We start from the raw sequence: 21,429 nt of genomic DNA, 5'->3' as shown, positions 1-21,429 counted from the left end.
GTTTCACAGCGCTGGTATCAAGTGCGGTAGACGGCGGCTTACAAAATAGTGGAATGCAATTCCTGCTCAAGCATTTGAACAGGCTTGTTTCCCGCATCGAGAATGACAACCTTTGGCTTGTACGTTCGAGATTCTTCCTCGGTCATCATTCCGTAAGCGATAATAATGACATTATCTCCAGGCTGTACGAGGCGTGCCGCTGCGCCATTCAAACAAATCACGCCGGAGCCGCGCGGCCCTGTAATGACATAGGTCTCCAAACGAGCACCGTTATTATTATTGACGATTTGTACTTTCTCATTAGGCCAAAGATCGGCAAGTTCCATCAAGTCCTCATCGATGGTGATGCTGCCCACATAATTGAGGTTCGCTTCCGTGACGGTCGCCCGGTGAAGCTTGGATTTCATCATCGTTCTGAACATTTGTGTCACCTCCGCCCAGTAGAAATAATCGATTGTCAATCAACCGCGTGCTGCCGAATTTGACTGCAAGCGCGATAATGATGGTTTGAGATAAAGTGGATAATTCCATATTCGCATCCAAAGGAGATAAATTCGGATAAGCAAGCACTTCTGCGTAATCGATCTCTGCAAGCGGAACGGATCGAACAGAATCCGCGATGAGCTTAGACAGCTTCAGGGGTGTCATCCCCGGCTGTTCGAGCCAGCCCTCAGCCGCCCGCAGCGTCTCTGACAAGATAACGGCTTGCTTACGCTGATCGCCGCTTAGATACACATTCCGCGAGCTCATGGCAAGGCCATCTGCTTCGCGTACGGTTTCACAGCGCACGATCTGAACCGGCATGTTGAGATCATGCACCATCTGCTCTATTACTGCAACCTGCTGGGCGTCTTTCATGCCGAAATAGGCACGATCCGGTTGAACCAGATTAAACAGCTTACTAACGACAATACCGACACCATCGAAATGGCCTGGACGCGAGGCACCGCACAAACGTTCGGTTACTTCGCTAATCAACACTTTGGTAAGCGGTTTGGTCGGGTACATTTCTTGAACGGTTGGAGCAAACAGCAAATCAATGCCATTCGCTCGTGCAAGAGCGGAATCCCTCTCCAAGTCCCTTGGGTAGCGGTCGAAATCTTCATTTGGTCCAAATTGAAGCGGATTTACGAATATGGTTAAAACCGAATAATGGCATTCTTCACGTGCTCGCTTCATCAGACTTGCATGACCTTCGTGCAAATATCCCATGGTTGGAACGATTCCAATGAGCCCCTCCGGCTTGTTCAAACGCTGCTGCGCCAGATGAGCTCTGAGTTCTTGGATCGTGGTACAGACAATCACGCCAGTCCGCCTCCCTTCACAGCATTTGCGGCTGGCTTCTCAGCCTTCTGCGGCGACGCTGGTGAGGCTGTTTCTCCTTTATCGGATGTGGAAGCTGCGCTTGTTGGACCTGAACCATAGAGCTGCCGGAGCAATTCCTGTTCCATCGGGAACGCATGCGCTTCCTGCGGGAATTCACGGGACTTCACTTCGGATACATACGATCCAATGGCGTTGCGGATCGTTGTGCCGAGGTCCGCATAGGTTTTGACAAACCGCTTCTCCCGGTATGGCGATGCATATTGCAAAATATCATGATACACGAGCACTTGACCATCACAGCCGCGGCCTGCACCGATCCCAATGATCGGAATCGAAAGCGCCGATGAGATTGCTTCAGCCAGCGGTTCCGTCACAAGCTCGAGCACAATGCAGAATGCTCCGGCGGCTTCGAGTGCTTTGGCATCTTCAATGAGCTGCTGTGCTTCACGTTCAAGCTTACCTTGCACGCGATAACCGCCAAGTTGATGAACGGACTGTGGCGTAAGCCCGATATGCCCCATAACAGGAATGCCTGCTCTGACACATGCGGCAACTTCATCCGCGATATCTGCGCCGCCTTCTAGCTTAACCGCGTGTGCATAACCTTCTTGCAGCAGTCGGCCCGCATTGCGGAGCGTCGTTTCCTTGCCAAGCCGGTACGTCATGAATGGCAAATCGGCGACGATAAATGTATTTGTTGCACCCCGAGCTACTGCTCTGGAATGATAAACCATATCGTCCAGCGTTACAGGAATTGTCGTGTCGTAACCGAGCACGACGTTGCCGAGCGAATCACCGACAAGAATAACATCAATTCCGGCTTCTTCGGCAAGCTTAGCCGAAGGATAATCATAGGCGGTCAGCATGGAAATCGGCTCGCCGCTTTGCTTCATTTTCTTAAGCTTTGTAATAGTCAACGGTTGTTTCATTGCTCCGTCCTCCTTCAGGGATTGGTCCGACTCCTCTCGTGGATCTGTAAAGCTTAGTTTAAGCTTTCACGATCGCGGGTCGTCCTATGTGATCAACACAAAAAAACCTTCTAGCACCCGCTACAAAGGTCCAATCCAAAAAGGAACGTCCTGTTTCAAGGTGAAACGACCATCCCCATCCTAGTGGCGGAGAAGTCAGTTTCAATAAGAGCTTCCTTCTGTCTCGGTCCCTAACGGCTCAGAGCAGAATGCGCACTGCCTAACGATACATCCAATTCTATCCGCAAACTGAAGCTCCACTTCCCGGTGCAGTTCGTACAGGACGATACCACCCATTAATGGAGCATGCTAGTAAGGCGAGTATAACAAAAAAACGATGCCGCGTCTATGAACCCTTCGCCTATCCTGGGGGCACTTGTTCACTCGAAAATATAGGTACAATCGTCCCATCGCTCTTCTGTACCAGTAGAGCACCTTGCTCATTGAGTCCGATCGGTGTCGCGATTGTTTCTCCGCTCGAAAGAATCAATCTTGTCGGTTTATTCAGCGTAACTGACAGCGCCTCCCATAACATCCGAATCGGGCCAAAGCCGTCCTTCTGATAGATCGTGTAAAGCTGCTCGAACTGTTCGAAGAAACCTGCGATTATGTCAGCCCGATCCAGCGGCCGGCCAAGCTCAATCTGCAGCGATGTTGCGATATCCAGCAGCTCCTGCGGAAAGTCTTCGACTGTTAGGTTGACGCTGATTCCAATCCCGGCAATGACGTAACGCAGCCGTTCTTCCTCTGCGGTGGATTCCAGCAGAATACCGCTGATTTTTTTGCCGCCTATTAACAGGTCATTGGGCCATTTGATGCCGATATCGAGCGGCGAGGCAATCATTCGCAGCGCTCGGCAAAGTGCCACGGCTGTCAGCAGCGTCAGCTGCGGAGCGAAGTGCAGCGGCATTCCCGGTCTCAGAATGAAGCTCATGTAAATCCCTTTTCCTGATGGCGACACCCATTTGCGTCCTAGTCGTCCTCGTCCGCTGGTTTGCTGCTCCGCGATTACAAGCGTGCCTTCTGCTGCGCCTTCCTCTGCCAATCGCTGCGCAATATTTTGCGTGGAATCAACGGAGTCGAACAACCGAATCTTCTGTATCATCGAAGTTCCCTTACTTTGCAGCTTCATCGTCAATTCCTGCGGTGTAAGCGTGGAGGGCCGGCCAATTAAACGATAGCCCAGCCGCCTTGACGCTTCAATCTGGTAGCCTGCCGCCTCCAGCTTCTTAATATGCTTCCAAACCGCCGTTCGGCTGATATGGAGCTCTTGACTTAGCAGTTCGCCTGAAAGGTAACCAGTCGATTGCTGCTCTAACAGCTCTAGTATTCGATTCATGTTAACCCCTCTTGGACTTCTGATCTATGGTTATGGAGCAATGCCGCATCTGCAGCCTTCAGCAACGCTTGTTTATCATTCGCGATATCCCCTGCTGCCACAGCATAGAGCAGTTCACTTAACAGACTGCCAAGCCATGGCCCGGATGATTGTTTCGAGAAAGCAAGAATATCCGTTCCTTTAACAGCAAGCTCTCGGAGACTGGAAGCCGGAACGGCATCCAACCATGCGTGGAGCTGTTCCACTATGTTATTGGACATAGCTGAATCTGCCGAAACAAGAACAGGTATTGCCGCTCCTATTCGCAGCCACTGCTGTGCAGCTTGTTTCCCGTATTGCAAAACAAGTCGAACCCACTTGCGACGTCCAGACTCGTCAAAATGAAGATCACCTTGCAGCTCGGTATGAATGCCGATCACGGCTTTCAATTGTGAGCTCCGAGCTGTTGCATAACGTAGTCTTGCGAACAAGTCGACAGCTTGTCCTTGGTCTAACCGCAGCGTCATGCAAAGCGCAGCCCACCGATCCTCATCGGATTTCAATCGAATCATGTTTTGTACCACGGATCGACTTCTACTAGCAGCTTGCATAGGCGCCTCTTTATGTTCATGTCTATTAAGCAAGTACTGTTCCGCTGACTCCACCATAAGCTGCGGCAGCGATTCTTTCGTATGCTTGAGCAGATCGCTCACCGCAAGATATGCAGCTGCACGTGCGGGATCACGGCCTCCGATCATTTTGTCAAACTCCAAGCCGATTCGTTCCATCGCAATATGTGCAAGCAAATGCTGATGACGCAGAATGGCTCGCCAAGTCTGCATCGCGATTCGCAGATTGAACGCAGCAGCAAATCGCACAGCTCTCACAATACGAAGCGCATCTTCCTGCAGCCTCGCATCCGGATCACCGACGCAGCGTAGTACGCCTTCACGTAAATCCCGCTGCCCGTCAAAGGGGTCATAGATTGTGCCATCACTGCGCATAGCCATGCTGTTTATGGTGAAATCGCGCCGTTGCAGATCCTCATCCAGACTCTTCACGAATTGAACCTGTGCAGGGCGCCTGAACTTCTCGTAAGCCGTTTCCGTACGGAACGTAGTCACCTCGTAGGTTACACGCTCATGCACCACCGTAACAGTTCCATGCTGAAGTCCGGTAGGAATGGTATGCGGAAATGCTGCAATAACCTGCTCCGGAGATGCTGCCGTTGCAATATCAACATCCTTGAGCGTCCGTCCCATCATCGTATCGCGGACACAGCCGCCTACGAACACCGTTTCATGCCCTAAGCTTTCAAGCGTATGAAGCAAAGGGAGCGCCTTTGTCAGCGCATCACTCCACGACATTGGCACTCCCCTCCTGAGGTTTATTTGTCATCATTGATTTAGGTCTCATTAATCGCAGACTGGCACCGGAATGTCAGCTTCAATACCGAGCACCTTGTAGTAAATACGCTCGTATTCTGCTGTAATCAGATCATTACAGAATTGGCGGCGTGCCCGGTGAAGACAAGCCTCACGAACTTGACGATACAACTCTGGATTGCGAAGCAGCTTGATTGCATGGGCAGCCATGCTGTCCGTATCGCCGATCGGCGATAAGTAGCCGGTTTCACCATGCGTGACAAGTTCGGGAATACCGCCGGCAATCGAACCGATGGTCGGAACGCCGCAGGCCATGGCTTCCAGTGCAACAAGGCCGAAGCTCTCTTTCTCCGAAGGCAGCAGCATGACGTCCGCAATCGAGATTACCTGCGCCACATCATCCTGCTTGCCAAGGAAATGAACCCGATCCTGCAGGCCAAGCTGACGAATCTTCATCTGTACCTTTGGCAAATCCGGTCCTTCTCCAACGAGCAGCAATCGACTTGGCACCTCTTGGGACACTTTTGCAAAAATATCTACGACATCACTTAGCCGCTTAACCGGTCTAAAGTTGGAGATATGCATTAAGATCTTCTCGTCTTTACTCGCAAAATCGCTCCGAAGCGAACTGCATTCCCGCGGGTAATAGACGCGCTTATCGACAAAGTTGTAGGTGAGTTCAATTGGTTTGCTAATATCGAGCAGCTCGCGTGTTTCACGAATGAGATCATTTGAAACAGCTGTCACTGCATCGCTCTTATTAATGCCCATCCGGATCAGATCCTTGAGCGACTCATCCTGCGCAAGTACGGTGATATCCGTACCATGCAGCGTTGTAACGGTCTTCAAATGATCGCCGACCATTTGTTTCGCCAGGAACGCACAAACGGCATGTGGAACCGCGTAATGTACATGCAGCACATCAAGCTTCTGATTCTTGACAACCTGCGCCATTTTGCTGGCCAGAGATAAATCATAAGGCGGATAACGGAACACGTAATAATCATTTACTTCAACTTCATGATAAAAGATATTTTTCTGGAATTGCCCAAGTCGGAAAGGAACACTATGCGTAATAAAATGAATTTCATGCCCCTTCTCTGCAAGAAGCTTTCCAAGCTCCGTTGCAACAACGCCGGAGCCGCCGAGTGTCGGATAACAAGTAATCCCGATTTTCAAGCGTTTGGCCATGTCTTCCACCTCCTGTTGTACAACGCTATTGTTAAGGTAAACGGCATTTCGCCATCTTTCAGGCGGATGAACTCGTTTTTTCCAATTATATGCCTTAATTAGGCGATTTCCGCTACATCAAATCAATCTTTAAAATAAAGTTACCGTATGTGGGCGCTTTATTGCAAATCCTTCCGCATAAGCCCAGCCTCTCGTCTGCCCAAGCAGCATGTCCCGCGCTTCAACACGCTGAATATATCGATCGGTTAGTGGTGTCTGTACGCGGTCTTCCCCCTGCAGCGGCGGCGCAAACTGCGAGCGATAAGCTTGCAGCGCTTTGATTTTCGTATCTATATGACTGCTGATATCGGTGATAAGACTAATTTCATTGCTGTCGTTTATGTAATAAAAGTACAACTGCTCCACCTGTACAGGCGGCAATTCAGGCAAATAATTGCGAAGCTTAGCATTGAAGACGGCCTCTTCGATCAGACGGCTGCAGCTTACATGATCCGGATGCCTGTCCGACCAATAAGGTGCAAAGACTAGGCGCGGCCGCAATCGACGAATTTCAGCTACGATGGCCTCCATTTGATCAGCAGCACCCGTTAAACCCCGGTCCGGCAGCTTCAGCGTCGAGCGGTAGGATAAACCAAGCACCGAAGATGCTTCGGCCGCTTCTTGCCGCCTCGTTTCCACGGTACCATTCGAGGACATTTCTGCTTCTGTCAAATCGCAAATGGCAACTTTAAAGCCTTCAGATGTATGTTTGGCAATTGTACCGCCCATGCCGATTTCAACGTCATCGGGATGCGCGCCGAATGCGAGTATATCGACGACTTCGATCATTCAGCAACACCTGGCTTATATTTATGAACAAGCTCACGCCAAGCGAAGTCACCGCGCTGCAGCGCTCTAACAAGCAGCTCGCCTGTAGCCACATTCGTTGCTACCGGTATTCCCTGCACATCACAAAGCCTCAGTAAAGCGATGATATCCGGCTCGTGCGGCTGCGCCATCAGCGGATCGCGCAAGAATATGATCAGATCCATTTCATTTTGAGCGACAAGCGCACCAATTTGCTGATCGCCGCCAAGCGGACCGGACATAAAACGATGAATCGACAAGTTCGTTTGCTCCATAATTCGTGTTCCGGTCGTACCTGTCGAATAGAGTTTATGGCCTTGAAAAACATGCTCGTATGCGATGACAAAGTTAACCATTTCATCTTTCTTTCGATCGTGCGCAATAAACGCGATGTTCATACTAGCCGCACTCCTCTCCTGAATATCCGCATGCGATGTCAATTGCGCGGTTTATTAGGTTCATTAGTCCATCAAATGCTCGAAGCCGTAAATAAGTCCCGTATACGTCATTACTTTCTTGCAAGCTACGCTTACACCAGGCATATAGCCGGCACGTTCGTAGGAATCATGACGAATTTTGAGTGTTTGCCCATGACCGCCGAAAACAACCTCTTGCTGTGCAAATACGCCTGGTAAACGAACACTATGTATACGGAATCCATTATAATAGCCGCCGCGTGCGCCTTCGATAATTTCTTCTTCCTTCGGGTTCCCTTGTCGAAGCTCTTGACGTGCTGCCGAGATCAACTCAGCTGTCTTGATGGATGTCCCTGACGGCGCATCAAGCTTCTGATCCCCGTGGTATTCAATAATTTCAACATGAGGCATATATTTGGCTGCCTGTGCGGCAAAACGCATCATAAGGATAGCGCCTATCGAGAAGTTCGGAGCAATTAAAGCGCCGATGCCTCTCTCCTTGCACAGCTCGTCCAATTCAGTCATTTGCTCAGGCGTGAGTCCCGTCGTCCCGATAACTGGGCGAACACCGTGAGAAATGGCTATTCTAGTATTGCCATAAGCAGCACTTGGTACTGTAAAATCCACCAGTACATCTGCCTGTGCCGCTGCCAGCGCTTCGTCTAGATCCGCGCTGACTGTAACGCCGCACGGCTGAAGTCCGACCAATGTACCGGCATCGATCGGACCTGCCGAAGGCGCTACCGCAGCCGCCAGCGTTAGCATTTCATCTTGTAGAACCATTTTCACGACCTCACGACCCATGCGGCCGCTTGCACCGATAACTGCTACTCGAATCAATTCCGTTGCCATCCTACTTTCACCTGTTCCTTTTCCGTTTAGTTCGTTGACTGTTCGCCTTAAGCATTCGCCGCTTGCGATTCATATCGGCGAATAACCGGCGTGCAGCCGCATGCTCAGGCTCAAGCCTTACCGCCTCGCGAGCATAGAGGGAAGCCTCATCAAACCGGCTTACCGTCGCGTAGGCCGCGCTTAGCATAAGCAGCGCCTCGATATTGAGGGGATCCAGCCTTGATGCTTCATGAAGCAAGGCGAGTGCATCCTCGGTATGCGTCGACGAACGTGACAACAATCCTTCTGCTTGCAGTACAAGCGCTTTAGCTTTTACCGTTTCCAAGTGAAACTGATAAATCACTTGGAAAGGTTCCAACTGTACGGCCTGCTCTGCATATTGGAGCGCTTTCTGCCATTTTCCGCTGCGGGCACAAGTGATCGAGCATTTATAGTAAGCTGCTCCATTACTCGGTTCCAGCGCAATCGCTTCTTCAAAAAACAGGATTGCCTGTTCGAAATCGCCGCTTAGGATGGCTTCGTAAGCTTTCTTAATACTGCTCTCTCCGTCCATCCGCCCATCCTCCTTGTACACAGGTGATGGTACAGCATATGTAAGGACACGACTTACGGTTCGACGTTTTTTCGTGTCCAGCGATCGGCATCTCTTGTATTAAACTTGTGCATGATACGGTCATGCGCTTCGGTAAGGTCGATTCCTAGTGAGTTTGCAAAGCAAATGACGATAAACAAAATATCACCGAGCTCCATCTCGATGGAGTTGTCCGCTTCATCACTTTTCTTAGGTTTCTCGCCGAATTGATGATTGACCTCTCGCGCAAGCTCGCCTACTTCTTCTGACATTCTGGCCAGCATGGACAGCGGACTAAAGTAACCTTCCTTGAACTGGGAGATATACGCGTCAACTTCTCGCTGCAGCTCGGCCATTGATTTCTCTGACACATGAAACACCCTCTCTTGACATGAGGTTCTTTTCATATGTTATATCAAAGCGCTTTTGAAAACAATGCTTTTGACAATCCCTGCAAAGAGACATACTATGTTAAAGCCTTCATAATTTTACGACCTTGCGGAAAGGAGAGAATCACCCTTTGAAAACCAATTATTCACAGCTGCTTCGCACGCTCCCGATGGTCATGCTGGGTACGGCCATCTATGCATTCGGGCTCCATTACTTTCTCATTCCGAATCAGCTCATGGAAGGCGGCGTCACCGGGATCGCGATCCTGCTTAACTACTCACTAGACTGGCCGCTTTCCATCTCAACACTTGTGCTCAATATCCCGCTCTATTTCTTAGGCTGGAAAGTACTTGGACGCTCACATACCGGTTATACGATATTCGGCAGCGTTTCCTTGTCCCTGTTTCTCTATTTAATGGAGAAAATGATCGCGGCAGGATGGATTGTACCGTTTCAAACCTCCAATGACTACATACTGGCTGCGCTATATGCAGGTGTAACGCTCGGTGCAGGTCTTGGAATCGTGTTCCGCTTCGGAGGTACTACCGGCGGAGTCGACATCATTGCACGCATTGCCACTAAGTTGAGAGGCTGGAGCATGGGGCAAGTCATTCTAACGCTCGATATTATCATCATCGGCGTCTCGCTTCTCTACATATCGAAGGAGAAAGTGTTGTATACGCTTGTGGCCGTGTTCATTGCATCGAAGATGATCGATTTCATCCAAGAAGGTGCTTATGCGGCAAAAGCATTCTCCATCATCACCGAATCCGGCGATGAGATTGGACTGCAAATCACGAAAGAAATGGAACGCGGCGTGACCATTTTCCCAGCGAAAGGCGCTTATTCGGGCAAACAAAAACAGGTCCTCTACTGCGTCGTCGCCCGTCATGAAATCCGACAGTTGAAATCGATCGTTCGCAGTATAGACCCGCTTGCATTTATCGTTATATCCGAAGTACAAGATGTGCTCGGTGAAGGGTTTAAAGAAGAATAACAACACTTATTTGAATCGCTCGCGCGGAAATGGAATCCCATTCTGCTGCTGTCTGTATTTGCGCCAGCCAGCCAGAGCCAGAATCGCCATGACGAAAGCGGCAATGAACATTTCTGCTATTTGGGCGCGGCCATTGCGAAGACTGCCAATGGTCGATCCCGGCGGAATCACCTCTGCGATCGCGGCTTCCCCGTCCGAGTTCCTAAATAACTGATTCGCGGCATGATCCAGCCCGCTTAGCGCAATCTGCACTGCTTCCGGACTCACCGTACCGCCCTCGACACCTGCAAGTACCCTTTCCGCATACGTCATTTGTTCCTTCAACTGCCGCAAGCTGGCTTCATCACGCTGCATCAATGCAGCAACCTCGAAACGTTCTACATGCTCTCTGTAAATACCGAGCGTTACGGAAGCGGCTTCCGCACGCCCCTCAGACTGCATCTGCCAAGCCGTACGAATCCGTTGTTCATCTTCTCGCAGTACGCCTTCATATTGCAGCCACAGCGGCACTTTCGGCCTGTTCAGCGCATCACTCGCCAGCTTAAGTCTGGCCGCTTGCGTATACCATAACCCGCTTGCTTGCTTTTGTAAGAGTGCATCTTTCGCTAAAGCCATACTTTCGTCAAAAGCAGTCCAGCCTGCTGCCGTTCCGCTTTGACGTACGATCTGTTCAGCCGAAATCGTTTCAAGCCGCTGCAGCAGCGTAAACACCAGCTGGCGGTTCGACCCATAAGCAGCCGTATAGATCTGATCAGACAATGTACTCAGTTGTGCGATCGCATTGGCCCTTTGGTCTGTAACAGGCTTCAATGTCGATGCAGGCTTGGCCAAATTTCCGGCAGCGTAAGTAGATAGATTGCAGCCCGAAAGCAGCACGATGATCACTACACTGCATAACAGTGCGATTAACGTTGATGAACGCATGCTCTCATCCCCCCCATTAACAAGGTATGGGGGGATGTCCAAACTTAGACCTTTCGAAATGAGATAAAAAGCCAAGTTGCGAGTAAGCTGACAACGGATAACCCCATCGTAAAGGACTGAATCGCCGGCAAATCATTCTCCAGTACATCTGGAAGCCACGGGTAGATAAAGTAGGTATAATCCATCGTATCATTCAGCAGCAGCCACAGCAGCGCCAGGAAAGCTGCAAATCGGCCAAAGACCATAAAACGAATATAAATCAGCGCCTCAACAGCCATGGCTAAATGGGAAACGATCAACATATAATGCTGCCATTCCAGCGGATCGCCTTGGGCCGCACCTGCAGCAATCATCGTGACAGCCCATATCCCGTACTTAATCGAAGTGACAACACCAAGCGCTTCAATAATAGAGCGTATTCCTATGTAGAGGGGATTTGGCTTCGCAAGCACCGGAAACAAGAGAAACAGCAGGGATAACGAAAAGAATAAGCTGGCTGTCGGACTATCTGGTACAAAAACAACCCGCCAAACCGGATGAAATTGCAATGTATATTCCATCTGCTTACCGTACCAGATGTAACCGTATACCGTTCCTGCAGCATTCGTTAACACCATCAGCCATAGAAACAGCCGATTTGTCCACAAAGCGCGACTCCACAAGAATCCCGCAGTCTTCAACACCAGATCACTCTCCTACAAGGTGGTAACCGTAACCAACAAATCGCTTATAGTTTATAAAAAAACCTGATCGCAGCGTACGATCAGGTTTAGTTTGTGCTATGTTATTCTGCTTTTTGCTTCGCGAGCCAAGTTGTAAGCTGCTCGATTTCTTCAGCTGTCAGCTTGTCTTTGAAAGCAGGCATGTTGTTTTTACCGTTTGTTACGATATCAACGAGTTCTTCCTTGCTGAATTCATCACCGATACCATGGAAAGATGGAATTCCAGCACTTTCGTTACCTTTCAGATCCGCACCATGACAAGCTACGCATTGTGCTTTCTTAGTCAGTTCGACAGCTGGGTCGTCTTTATCCACGAGCGGAACTTCAACAGCTGCTGCTTCTCCGCCGCCGCCGCCGGATTCTGCGGCTTTCTTAGCAGCTTCTTCCGCTTTCTCTTCACGAACGATATGCTCAGGAATCGTGTTCGTGAGCTTCAGCTCGTGCTGATAGTGATCCCACGATTGTTTCGTTAGGTAGAAGACGGAAATGAGCGACATGAACATCAGGATCGATGTAATTGGACGTCTGTAGAAACGACGCTCTTTACCCGTATCCAAGAATGGAGCTAGCAAGAGCGCACCGAATGCGATACCCGGAACGCCTACTGTACCGAGAACGACATAGTCCTTCGATACGTATTGCAATTTAAGGAATTGATACAGGAACAGGAAGTACCAGTCCGGCATCGGAATAAACGCTGCATTCGTAGGATCAGCCGGATAACCAAGCGGAGCCGCTTCGGAAATCGTCAGAACGAGAAATCCAACGAGAACCACGACACCAACCATCCACTCTTTAAGCAGGAAGTTCGGAATAAAGGCTTCCGATTTACCTGGATATGCAGAGTAGTCTGGTGGCACGACTGGGCCCGTTTTCGCTTTTTTGCGAACTCGAGAGTCACCAACGAATACAACTTTTTCGTTTGATTTGTGGCCGTGTGCCATGCGCAAAATGCCTCCTTTCGGCTTATAGTGGTCCCGAAATACCTTGCTTCCGGATCATAAAGAAGTGTGCCGCAAGAAGCGCAAGAAGCGCGCCTGGCAGGAAGAAGACGTGGATAGCGAAGAAGCGCGTCAACGTTTCAGCGCCTACGATCTCGCCGCCTTGCATCAATTCTTTGATATATGTACCGATATACGGTACGGATTCCGCGATTTGAATACCAACCTTCGTCGCGAAGTAGGCTTTATTATCCCAAGGAAGCAGGTAGCCTGTGAATCCGAGGCCAAGCATGATGAAGAAAATCAACATCCCGACAACCCAGTTCATTTCGCGAGGCGCTTTGTATGAACCTGTGAAGAATACGCGAAGCGTATGCAGGAACATCATGACGATTACAAGTGATGCGCCCCAGTGATGCATACCACGGACGATACCGCCGAATGCCACTTTGTGCTGGAGATAGTCAACGCTCTTGTAAGCATTGATAATATCCGGTACGAAGTACATCGTCAGGAACATACCTGACAGAATTTGAATAACTGTGATGAAAAACGTCAATCCGCCAAAGCAGTACACGAATGCGGAGAAATGATGAGCAGGGTTAACGTGCTCTGGAACTTCATGGTCCGCAACGTCCCTCCACATCGGCGTAATATCAAGACGTTCGTCAATCCAGTTGTATACATCTTTTAACATCTGAGCTTACGCCTCCTTATACCCGTGTATTTGCTTTAATTGGTCCAAGATATACCCAGTCATTCTCGATTTTGAGATCATACTCATCGAGAGGCTTAGGTGCTACAATCAAGTTCTTACCGTCCTTGGTGTAGTGAGCGTTGTGACACGGACAAACATACTCATTGTTTTTCTCCGTATTCCAAGCGATTGTACAGCCCAAATGCTTACAAACCGGGGAAAGCGCGAATGCTTTACCTTGATCGTCGTTGGAAATCCAAGCCGTTAACTCCGGATCGCTGACATACCAACCGTCCACCTGGTGAATTTTAAATTTAAATTCCTGAGGTTCGTTCGTAAGCTTGTTTGCTTCGACTACTTTGATCCAGGTACCGCCCGCTTTTTTCTTCAAAATCGGGTCAACCGCAAAACGTATCATCGGAAGTGACATGCCTGCAGCCATGAATGCGCCTGCGCCTCCGAGCGTATACGACAAAAATTGACGCCGAGACATCCCGCTCTGTTTCACTGAGCGATGCGAGTTTTCGTGTTGTTCATGGTTACTCATCTTCTGTTCTACCCCCTTTGCTGAGCCATATCTTGTGTTCTGCCGGAGAAGGCAAAACATATGATGAACTAGGACATTACCTATAATAGCCTAGGTGATTTGGAGCGTCAAGAATATGGCGGGCAATTTGCTGTTCTGATCAAAAACGCTTCTTAGATTTGTTATCATTTTGTCACAATTGACCTTGTCTGGCATTTGTTTTTCCCCAAGAGCTGTCACCTTATGCAATAAGATGCCAACGCAACACAAGAATGCTACACTCTTCCGAGCCAGAGCTTTCGAACAGCATCGCTAACCTCGGCTGCGCTTGGTAAATGACCGCTTTGGACAGGTTGTACAATTAGGTCCGCGCCCGTCTCTAGACCTTCGATCACGACATGAAATGAAGTGACAATGATGACATGTTTAAAGCCGATCACGCGTAAATTGTCACAAACTCCTTTAAGCTGCGTTATGAATGCCGGCGTCCATTCGCCGTATTGACAAGCTGGGTATGTAACAATTCTTCCTTTGAACGGATTTTCGATTAAGTCTAGCACATCTCGAAGCCGTTCCAGTGCAGCGGTTGCTTCATGGGGCATTTCTGCTCCAGTTAGTCCGGTAACAGGCAGCACTGCTGTGTCCAGATAAGGCTGCAGTTCCGCCCACTGCTCAGCGCTTAGTTCGCTGAATTTCATTCATCTCACCATTCCTTTATCATAAGCATGCGTAAAACGTACTTAGGGTATTCTAGCATCTAACCTATCATACCTCCACAAAAAAAAGCCCGCAAGCCGCTTGTCGGATAACTCCGAAGCGGACTGCAGACTTGGCTTTAGGCAGCATGAACAGCTGCTTGCTTATGCGTATAAAGATTTCAGCTCATCAGTCAGGCGACGGAACTTTTCCTTGTCGCCGGAGGCAAGCGCCTGATCAATAGCTTGATAAAGCTTATCCCTACGGAATTTGAGTACAGCTTCATCAAGTAACATTTCTGCAGCAAGCCCGAGCATCACTTCGTACGATACTTTCATTTTGTCCATAGGATACACCTCCAACACTGCGTTTAAGAGATCCTATATTCCTTTCCTTACGTAAGCCGCTCTCCATCGTCTATTGTTGATCAAGGCCGATCGTCTTTCTTGTCTTAAGCTGTGACGATTCCCGCAGGCGAATAAGTGAAAGCGTATAGGTGGGTTCCATCTGTGTAAACCCCATCATTGAGCGAACCGGCTCTACTAAATCATATTCATCACAACGAACTCCGCTAAGGACGATGGCCCTCTTAGGGCCATGAATGTGCTCATGCCTACCGGTTTCCCGGACACCTGCCTTGCTAACGGTTCAGAACAATCGTTTCATCGTCGATACTTTGCCCCGCTATTATTGTCCTGCCGAGCGGAGTCATTCGGATCACTTGTCCAAATTCGGCATGCTCCCCGATCCTCAGAAGTCCTAAATGCATCATCATGCTAATTAATCGCTGTTCGAGAATCGTATCAGGCTGATCATAATAGAAAGGTTTAATATAAGGGGTCAGCGTAATCAAGATGGTCTCGGCTTTGACCCAGCGGCTCCCGAGCTTATCGATCCAATGTACGATTGCCCGAATATTAGGTATTGGACCTTTGTAAAGTCTGAGCCAGAATTGATACAGCTTGTCCGGAGGCTCCGGAGTTTTCAGCATTTGTCTTTCTCTGCCTGCCGGAGTCAATACAAGCATCGTTTCCGTCTCTGTAATCCAACCTTTATAGTAGCAATAGTCATATAGCAGCGACATCCGGCTCGGATACTCCTTGATTCTTCTTCCGTAGCCAAAGCGCCATTCCCCTTTGACCGGAAGTTGTTCCTTAACACCGAACAACTCAAGCAGCTGCAGAATATTACGCTTATACATGTTTCCTTCTGACGTCAGTGAGATTTCGTTCAAGTGAATATAGGTCAGAAGCTGCGAGACATCGTCCCCCATTAACATTTGCTCATCCCGGTAAGCGTGCGGCTCATCGTCCGTATATGTAACCTGAGAGACGAGTTTGCGTTCCATCGTTTCTTTAAACCGTTCCTTCAAATCACTCGGAACCTGGAACAAATAACGGTCAGGTCCGGCATATCCGTTAAACAACCAACCGTATTGCTTAAACCTCGAAATCGTATCTCTCGGTCCGGCTTCAGGCTGTTGTTTCTCTTTGGCTGCTTTGGTTTTGCTGGTCGGCTTTGCCTTGGCTTTGGAAGTACGACTCTTCTTGGTATCAGCCGCCGTTTCACTCACAACCACTTGGCCAATCCCGGTCTCTGTCTGCGTATCCGCTCCTGGGCTGCTGAATTTGCTCTGCTGTACGCGTGCAATCAGCTCCTCTAAACTGAAAGCATCTCTAGCATCAAACAAGAGAGAATTGATAAATCGGAGATCTTCTAACTTCATTGCCCCGATCTGTGCTTCAAATACATCCCTGCGATTCACCGTGGACAAAATAGACTGAATCAAATCATTCTTCGAGTTTCCATTGCACTCACATTGATAGGTTGTCGCAATCCGGCTCAGCTGGCCAATATCCGCGTAGCTAAGCATGTCCGCTAAATTCATCTATCAAACCTCCGTTCCCGGCCCCGCTTGCAGGTTTACTACCATTATGGGAACATTGGCGAAATTTATAACCTCCTGAGATAAAAAAAGCCACCGACCTCGTAATTCTTGGTCAGTGGCTGTCTTTACATTAAAAAACGATATCGTCAGCTTTGTTGAAGCTGTTCGAGATGAAGCGTGCAGTTATGCAGCAGCGGCGTCCAGGCCGCTCCTTCCCGCTCCATAATTGAAAACGATAAATTGTGGATGGGTTTATCCGCCAAATCAGCGCACATCGCTTGCAGTAACTGGGCAAGCAAGCTTCCATGAGTCACGACCAGCAAGTTTCTCGCAGGAATCGCAGTTGCGGCTTCCTCAACGAAAGCAAGAGAACGTTCTCGAACAGAACCATCGTTTTCTTGACCGCAGTCGCAGCGTTTCCAGTTCGGTCCCCATTTGGCCAAACGCTCAGGCTCTGTCGTTCCTTCGATCTCACCATAGAACCGCTCTCGAAGTCTCGCATCGCCCGGCAACAACGGTATACCAAGTGTGTCGGCAACGATTCGAGCGGTTTCGACTGCACGGGACAGGTTGCTCGACACGACAGCATCCCACTTCATCGGTTCATGCACCAAACGGTAAGCTAACGCTTGTGCTTGCCTGATTCCTTCACTGTTAAGCGGAATGTCGGTTTGTCCTTGGATTTTTCCAAGTCCATTCCAGTCTGTCTTACCATGGCGTATGAGTCCGATCCGCAACATTCATTCCCTCTTTCAATGAGAAGTCATCGTATATGTAGACGTATTCGCTAATTCCGTGTACGAGAGAACCAATTGAGAATAAGCAGTGTGATTATTATGCCGAGTAACGATAACGCCACATAGTATTGCGGTACCGTTGGCACGATATTCAGTACGATTGGATCGCTAATGCTGGCAACAGGGACATCTGCGTAGAAGTCTGCACTGATTAAGGAACTGTCGCTGGCAGCGTTGGCTGTTTCGAGCAATCCTGTAAGCTTTGCCACCTCAACCGAAGAGGAATTTCCGATTCCTTTCAACAAGTAGAAGAGTCCGCAAACGAACATCGCCATGCAGCATGCAATAATAGCCGTCACATTCCTGCGGAATGATTTGGTGAATTGGTAGCTGCGATTAGCAACAGGCATATACCAGGACTGTTCCGTATAGATACGGTCCATAACCCCGGTATTTAAATGATCAATCGGGCCGATTTCATCGGAATGATCAGAGAAGAACTTGATTAGTTGCTCGCTTTCTTCCCATACACGAAATTCCTCCCTGCAAGTCTCGCAGGTCAGAAGATGTTCGTTGACTGACTTTCGTTCGCTATCATCTTCGGATAAATCCCAATAGACGCCAAACGATTGTTGTACTTCGAGGCACTTCATCGCATTTTCATCCCCTCGTATTCCTCCAGCATTGGCGATTCGCCGAAATACGGTTCAAGCTGTACTTTGACACTGCTGCGTGCTCGAAACAAGAGCGACTTTACGGAGCTTACCGTTTGACCAAGAATATTAGCAATTTCTTGATAATCCAGTTGGTCATACTCACGTAATATAAGCGCTGATCGCTGTTTCTCCGGCAGGCTGTTAATCGCATCACGAACCATTGACATCCGCTCGCTTTGCAGCAAACGCTGCTCCGGAACGGCTTCCGGCGGCGCGATAGGTATGTATCCGACTTCGTCAAAGGATACGCTGCCTGCTTTCTGCTTGCGCAATTCACTAAGTACCGTATTTCGTGCAATGGTATACAACCATGTAGAGAAGGAAGCATCAACTTCCCGGAATGAGTGCAGACTACGATACGCTTTGTAGAACGTTTCCGAGCATAAATCCTCTGCCAGAAGCTCGAGCTTAGCGCTCTTTAACATGTGGTAGATGAAGGCAAGGATTTTACGTTGGTAGCGCCGCATCAATTCGGAATAAAGCTGTATGTTACCATCTTTGATTTCGCGTATAAGCTGGGAATCCGTCATCGCGGGCGACCCTCCTTGGCCTTAGGAGTGCTCCCGGTTCGGTAATATATTGTACCGACACGAGAGTGAAAAGTTGCGCGATCATTAAAAAAATGTTTCCTCGCATTATTCCATTATTAATTCGTTATATAAACCGAAAATCCTGCTTCTTTCGACATAATGCAAAGACCCACTTTTTTACATAATCTACACCGATTGTAACATGTCTTATCAGGTGTTAGGGTAAATTTTTCTCAAAGATCCGATTCGGGACCCAGTGAAGGAATTATGAACACATTCCCGTTGGTATCTATATTAGGGCTATTGTAGCATTCGTTCTCTATGTCAGTGACGAACATTCCGTGCGTAATGTTTCATTGAAATGGATTTATAAACAAAAAAAAAGACCGCCTATAAAGGCGGCCCCGCAAAATTCTGCGATGGATTTGGATAGGAGTGGAGAGAAACCATACTGTACCTTTATTATATGTATACGTTTTCATTCTGTCAATAAGCGTTTTCATTTTAGCGACAACTAATTTAAAAATGAACAGAATACCCAATTTGATCCAGTTTATGGACGGCGAGATCCAGATCCTCTTGCTTACGGAAGCTGAGTCTTAGAATACCTGGCACATCTTCCCTGCTCTCGATAATTTGGATATTGCTCAGATTGATATTGCTGTTGCCCAGCTCTGTTGTGACATGGCCGATTATACCGGGATGGTCAGGAACATCAATATAGCATTCATATACGGAATGAATCATTCCTTTGCGACGCTCCGGCAGCTTGCTGCGAAATTGACCGGATTGCTGGAATGCCTGTTCAATACCTGCTCCGTCTTCGTTTTGAAGCATTTCGATGAAGGCGCTTGTCCCATCTTGCCATTCGTGCAGCAGCTTTAACAGCACTTCACGGTTATTCACCAGAATGTCACGCCATACAACCGGATCACTGGAACCGATGCGCGTAATATCGCGGAAGCCCCCAGCTGCCAGAACACTGTATAACGAATTGCTGTCATTATAGCCACGCACCAAGTTAACAAGTGCCACCGCTATAATATGAGGAAGATGACTGATCGCACCGACAATCTCGTCATGCTCATCAGGAGCCACATGTACAATATGAGCTCGCGTATAGGCGAGCAGTTCGGTTAGTCTGTCGATATCACGCTGCGCTGTTGTAGCATCCGGCGTCAATACGTAGAAAGCATTTTCGAATAGATAGAAGGAGGCTGCTTCTACACCTGAGCGCTCTGATCCTGCCATCGGATGTCCGCCGATAAATACGGCATTGCCTAGCGGAGCCTTTCGTGCCGTTGCGGCAACAGATGCTTTCGTGCTGCCCACGTCTGTAATGATGCATCCCGGCTTTAAGTCGAGCCCGCTAAGATCATGCACATACTGCTCAAGCGAACCTACAGGCACGCATAGAAAAATAAAATCCGCGCCTTCCGCCGCCTCGCGGAGCGACGTCGTCGCATGATCGACGACGCCTCTCTCGAGGTACTTGGCTGCGGATGATTCACGTATGGAATGACCGACGACCGTAATACCCGGTTTGCCTTTAAAACAAAGCGCGAGGGAACCGCCGATTAGACCGACGCCGAATATCGCAATTTTCGTCATGATGTTAACCCAGCACCGCCGCTTCTGAGAGTACTTCTTCAAGCGCGCGAACGAAAGCTTCGTTCTGCTCCTGGCTGCCTACCGTAATGCGGATATGAGTCGGGTAATACGACCAACGCGCACGAGAGATGATCCCTTTGCGAAGCAAACCGTCGAATACCTGCTGCGAAGGCAGCTTCACATCCACCATGACAAAGTTGCCATGCGCTTCGAAATAGCTCAGACCAAGGCGGTCGAATTGTTCGCACATATAGTTGATACCTGCCGCATTACGCTCCTTGCAGCTGTTCAAGAAAGCGAGGTCAGCAAGCGATGCTTTCGCTGCAGCTTGGCCGAAACGTGAAGTGTTGAATGGCTCGCGAACCTGATTGATCGAGCGAATAACATCTTCGTGACCGACTCCATAGCCGATGCGAAGCGAGGCAAGCCCGTAAATTTTGGAGAACGTCCGCAATACGATAACGTTCTTAAATTCCGGAAGCAGTGATATCCCATCCGGGTAACCGGCATCCGTTACATATTCGTAGTAAGCCTCATCCAGAACAACGATTACGTTCGAAGGAACTTGACGCACGAATGCTTCGAGCTCTTCCTTGCGTACGATCGTACCTGTTGGGTTATTCGGGTTGCATACCCAAATAATTTTCGTTTTGTCCGTAACTTTAGTCAGCATCGCAGACAGATCATGCGTGCCATTGTTCAGAGGTACTTCAATAATCGTAGCACCTTCGATTTCGCAGTTATGCTTGTACTGCGGGAACGTCTCATCCGCCATAATTGTCTCGTCGCCAGGCATTAAGTAAGCGCGGGCAAGCATGAGGATAACTTCATCGGATCCAGCGCCAAAAATAATTTGTTTCGGCAGCACGCCGAGATATTGTGCTAAATCGTTCGTCAGTTCGACGCTTCCGCCGTCCGGATAGATGCTAATGTTGTTAAGCTCATTCTGAATGGCAGCCTTTGCATGCTCGGAGCTTCCGAACGGATTCTCATTGGATGCCAGTTTAATCACTTCTTTAAGGCCAAGCTCTCTCTTTACTTCTTCAATCGGCTTGCCTGGTTGGTACACTGGCAAATGAACGATACTTTGTTTGGGTTGCACCAATAATCACCTCGTATATGTGGCGTATAGTTTAGAATTGCTATTCCAACATTGTCTCACAAGTTGTGGTCATTTAAAA

General features: G+C 48.9%; 25 protein-coding genes. 1 reads left to right on the top strand and 24 read right to left on the bottom strand.

The genetic code is table 11. The annotated features are described in order from the left end of the window. Positions 1 to 38: 38 nt before the first annotated feature. The 11 genes from panD to AC506A_RS02260 form a co-directional block, all read right to left on the bottom strand. Positions 39 to 422, bottom strand: a complete 384-nt coding sequence (gene panD, locus AC506A_RS02310) for an aspartate 1-decarboxylase (protein WP_495459376.1) — start codon at positions 420 to 422, stop codon at positions 39 to 41. Beyond that, positions 334 to 1,305, bottom strand: coding sequence for a pantoate--beta-alanine ligase (gene panC, locus AC506A_RS02305; protein ID WP_495459375.1), 972 nt, complete (start codon positions 1,303 to 1,305; stop codon positions 334 to 336). Before panC ends, panD begins: the two co-directional genes overlap by 89 nt. Beyond that, positions 1,302 to 2,255, bottom strand: coding sequence for a 3-methyl-2-oxobutanoate hydroxymethyltransferase (gene panB / locus AC506A_RS02300; RefSeq protein WP_495459374.1), 954 nt, complete (start codon positions 2,253 to 2,255; stop codon positions 1,302 to 1,304). Before panB ends, panC begins: the two co-directional genes overlap by 4 nt. Before the next feature lie 400 nt (positions 2,256 to 2,655). After that, the gene (locus tag AC506A_RS02295) at positions 2,656 to 3,633 is read right to left on the bottom strand and encodes a biotin--[acetyl-CoA-carboxylase] ligase (RefSeq protein ID WP_495459373.1); all 978 of its coding nucleotides are present in this window, start codon (positions 3,631 to 3,633) and stop codon (positions 2,656 to 2,658) included. Next, positions 3,630 to 4,979 (bottom strand): CCA tRNA nucleotidyltransferase, encoded by a 1,350-nt coding sequence (locus AC506A_RS02290; protein WP_495459372.1) that lies wholly within the window; start codon positions 4,977 to 4,979, stop codon positions 3,630 to 3,632. Before AC506A_RS02290 ends, AC506A_RS02295 begins: the two co-directional genes overlap by 4 nt. A gap of 48 nt (positions 4,980 to 5,027) precedes the next feature. After that, on the bottom strand, positions 5,028 to 6,188 hold the full coding sequence (bshA, locus tag AC506A_RS02285; protein WP_495459371.1) for an N-acetyl-alpha-D-glucosaminyl L-malate synthase BshA: 1,161 nt from the start codon (positions 6,186 to 6,188) through the stop codon (positions 5,028 to 5,030). Between the two features lie 129 nt (positions 6,189 to 6,317). Beyond that, positions 6,318 to 7,016: a bacillithiol biosynthesis deacetylase BshB1 gene (gene bshB1, locus AC506A_RS02280; RefSeq protein WP_495459370.1), complete on the bottom strand. Its 699-nt coding sequence runs from the start codon at positions 7,014 to 7,016 to the stop codon at positions 6,318 to 6,320. Then, positions 7,013 to 7,432, bottom strand: coding sequence for a methylglyoxal synthase (locus AC506A_RS02275; protein WP_495459369.1), 420 nt, complete (start codon positions 7,430 to 7,432; stop codon positions 7,013 to 7,015). Before AC506A_RS02275 ends, bshB1 begins: the two co-directional genes overlap by 4 nt. 63 nt (positions 7,433 to 7,495) lie before the next feature. Further along, positions 7,496 to 8,302, bottom strand: a complete 807-nt coding sequence (gene dapB, locus AC506A_RS02270) for a 4-hydroxy-tetrahydrodipicolinate reductase (protein WP_495459368.1) — start codon at positions 8,300 to 8,302, stop codon at positions 7,496 to 7,498. Between the two features lie 7 nt (positions 8,303 to 8,309). Further along, positions 8,310 to 8,855: a tetratricopeptide repeat protein gene (locus AC506A_RS02265; RefSeq protein ID WP_495459367.1), complete on the bottom strand. Its 546-nt coding sequence runs from the start codon at positions 8,853 to 8,855 to the stop codon at positions 8,310 to 8,312. A gap of 53 nt (positions 8,856 to 8,908) precedes the next feature. After that, positions 8,909 to 9,280 carry a nucleotide pyrophosphohydrolase gene (locus AC506A_RS02260; RefSeq protein WP_495459366.1) on the bottom strand — a complete coding sequence of 124 codons (372 nt, stop codon included), beginning with the start codon at positions 9,278 to 9,280 and terminating at the stop codon, positions 8,909 to 8,911. 113 nt (positions 9,281 to 9,393) lie between these two features. Here AC506A_RS02260 and AC506A_RS02255 point away from each other — a divergent pair, with 113 nt between their 5' ends. Further along, positions 9,394 to 10,260, top strand: a complete 867-nt coding sequence (locus tag AC506A_RS02255; protein WP_495459365.1) for a YitT family protein — start codon at positions 9,394 to 9,396, stop codon at positions 10,258 to 10,260. Between the two features lie 6 nt (positions 10,261 to 10,266). Here the strand turns inward: AC506A_RS02255 and AC506A_RS02250 are convergent, their stop codons facing one another. From AC506A_RS02250 to hisC, 13 genes are all read right to left on the bottom strand, one after another. Beyond that, entirely contained in the window at positions 10,267 to 11,184 is a 918-nt protein-coding gene (locus AC506A_RS02250) for a hypothetical protein (protein WP_495459364.1), read from the bottom strand. 44 nt (positions 11,185 to 11,228) lie between these two features. Then, entirely contained in the window at positions 11,229 to 11,801 is a 573-nt protein-coding gene (locus tag AC506A_RS02245) for a DUF1405 domain-containing protein (protein WP_495460951.1), read from the bottom strand. A 167-nt stretch (positions 11,802 to 11,968) separates the two neighbouring features. Continuing rightward, positions 11,969 to 12,850, bottom strand: coding sequence for a c-type cytochrome (locus tag AC506A_RS02240; RefSeq protein ID WP_495459363.1), 882 nt, complete (start codon positions 12,848 to 12,850; stop codon positions 11,969 to 11,971). Positions 12,851 to 12,872: 22 nt separating this feature from the next. Beyond that, a complete protein-coding gene (qcrB, locus tag AC506A_RS02235; protein WP_495459362.1) occupies positions 12,873 to 13,544 on the bottom strand; it encodes a menaquinol-cytochrome c reductase cytochrome b subunit in 672 nt (223 codons plus the stop codon). A gap of 16 nt (positions 13,545 to 13,560) precedes the next feature. After that, positions 13,561 to 14,091: a QcrA and Rieske domain-containing protein gene (locus AC506A_RS02230; RefSeq protein ID WP_495459361.1), complete on the bottom strand. Its 531-nt coding sequence runs from the start codon at positions 14,089 to 14,091 to the stop codon at positions 13,561 to 13,563. 254 nt (positions 14,092 to 14,345) lie between these two features. Then, complete coding sequence (locus AC506A_RS02225) at positions 14,346 to 14,768, bottom strand: DUF2487 family protein (protein WP_495459360.1); 423 nt, start codon at positions 14,766 to 14,768, stop codon at positions 14,346 to 14,348. A gap of 162 nt (positions 14,769 to 14,930) precedes the next feature. After that, a complete protein-coding gene (locus AC506A_RS02220; protein ID WP_495459359.1) occupies positions 14,931 to 15,113 on the bottom strand; it encodes an IDEAL domain-containing protein in 183 nt (60 codons plus the stop codon). Between the two features lie 293 nt (positions 15,114 to 15,406). After that, a complete protein-coding gene (locus AC506A_RS02215) occupies positions 15,407 to 16,654 on the bottom strand; it encodes a hypothetical protein (RefSeq protein WP_495459358.1) in 1,248 nt (415 codons plus the stop codon). A 146-nt stretch (positions 16,655 to 16,800) separates the two neighbouring features. Then, positions 16,801 to 17,391, bottom strand: coding sequence for a histidine phosphatase family protein (locus tag AC506A_RS02210; RefSeq protein WP_495460950.1), 591 nt, complete (start codon positions 17,389 to 17,391; stop codon positions 16,801 to 16,803). 50 nt (positions 17,392 to 17,441) lie between these two features. Then, positions 17,442 to 18,044 (bottom strand): anti-sigma factor family protein, encoded by a 603-nt coding sequence (locus AC506A_RS02205; RefSeq protein WP_495459357.1) that lies wholly within the window; start codon positions 18,042 to 18,044, stop codon positions 17,442 to 17,444. Beyond that, positions 18,041 to 18,637, bottom strand: coding sequence for an RNA polymerase sigma factor (locus AC506A_RS02200; protein WP_090976703.1), 597 nt, complete (start codon positions 18,635 to 18,637; stop codon positions 18,041 to 18,043). The genes AC506A_RS02205 and AC506A_RS02200 overlap by 4 nt, the downstream gene beginning before the upstream one ends. A 519-nt stretch (positions 18,638 to 19,156) precedes the next feature. Then, positions 19,157 to 20,248 carry a prephenate dehydrogenase gene (locus tag AC506A_RS02195; RefSeq protein ID WP_495459356.1) on the bottom strand — a complete coding sequence of 364 codons (1,092 nt, stop codon included), beginning with the start codon at positions 20,246 to 20,248 and terminating at the stop codon, positions 19,157 to 19,159. A 4-nt stretch (positions 20,249 to 20,252) separates the two neighbouring features. Next, positions 20,253 to 21,350, bottom strand: a complete 1,098-nt coding sequence (hisC, locus tag AC506A_RS02190; protein WP_495459355.1) for a histidinol-phosphate transaminase — start codon at positions 21,348 to 21,350, stop codon at positions 20,253 to 20,255. Between the last annotated feature and the right edge of the window lie 79 nt (positions 21,351 to 21,429).

This window comes from Paenibacillus sp. N22P23 (genome assembly GCF_059383735.1).
This window is presented reverse-complemented; position numbering and strand designations above follow the sequence as displayed.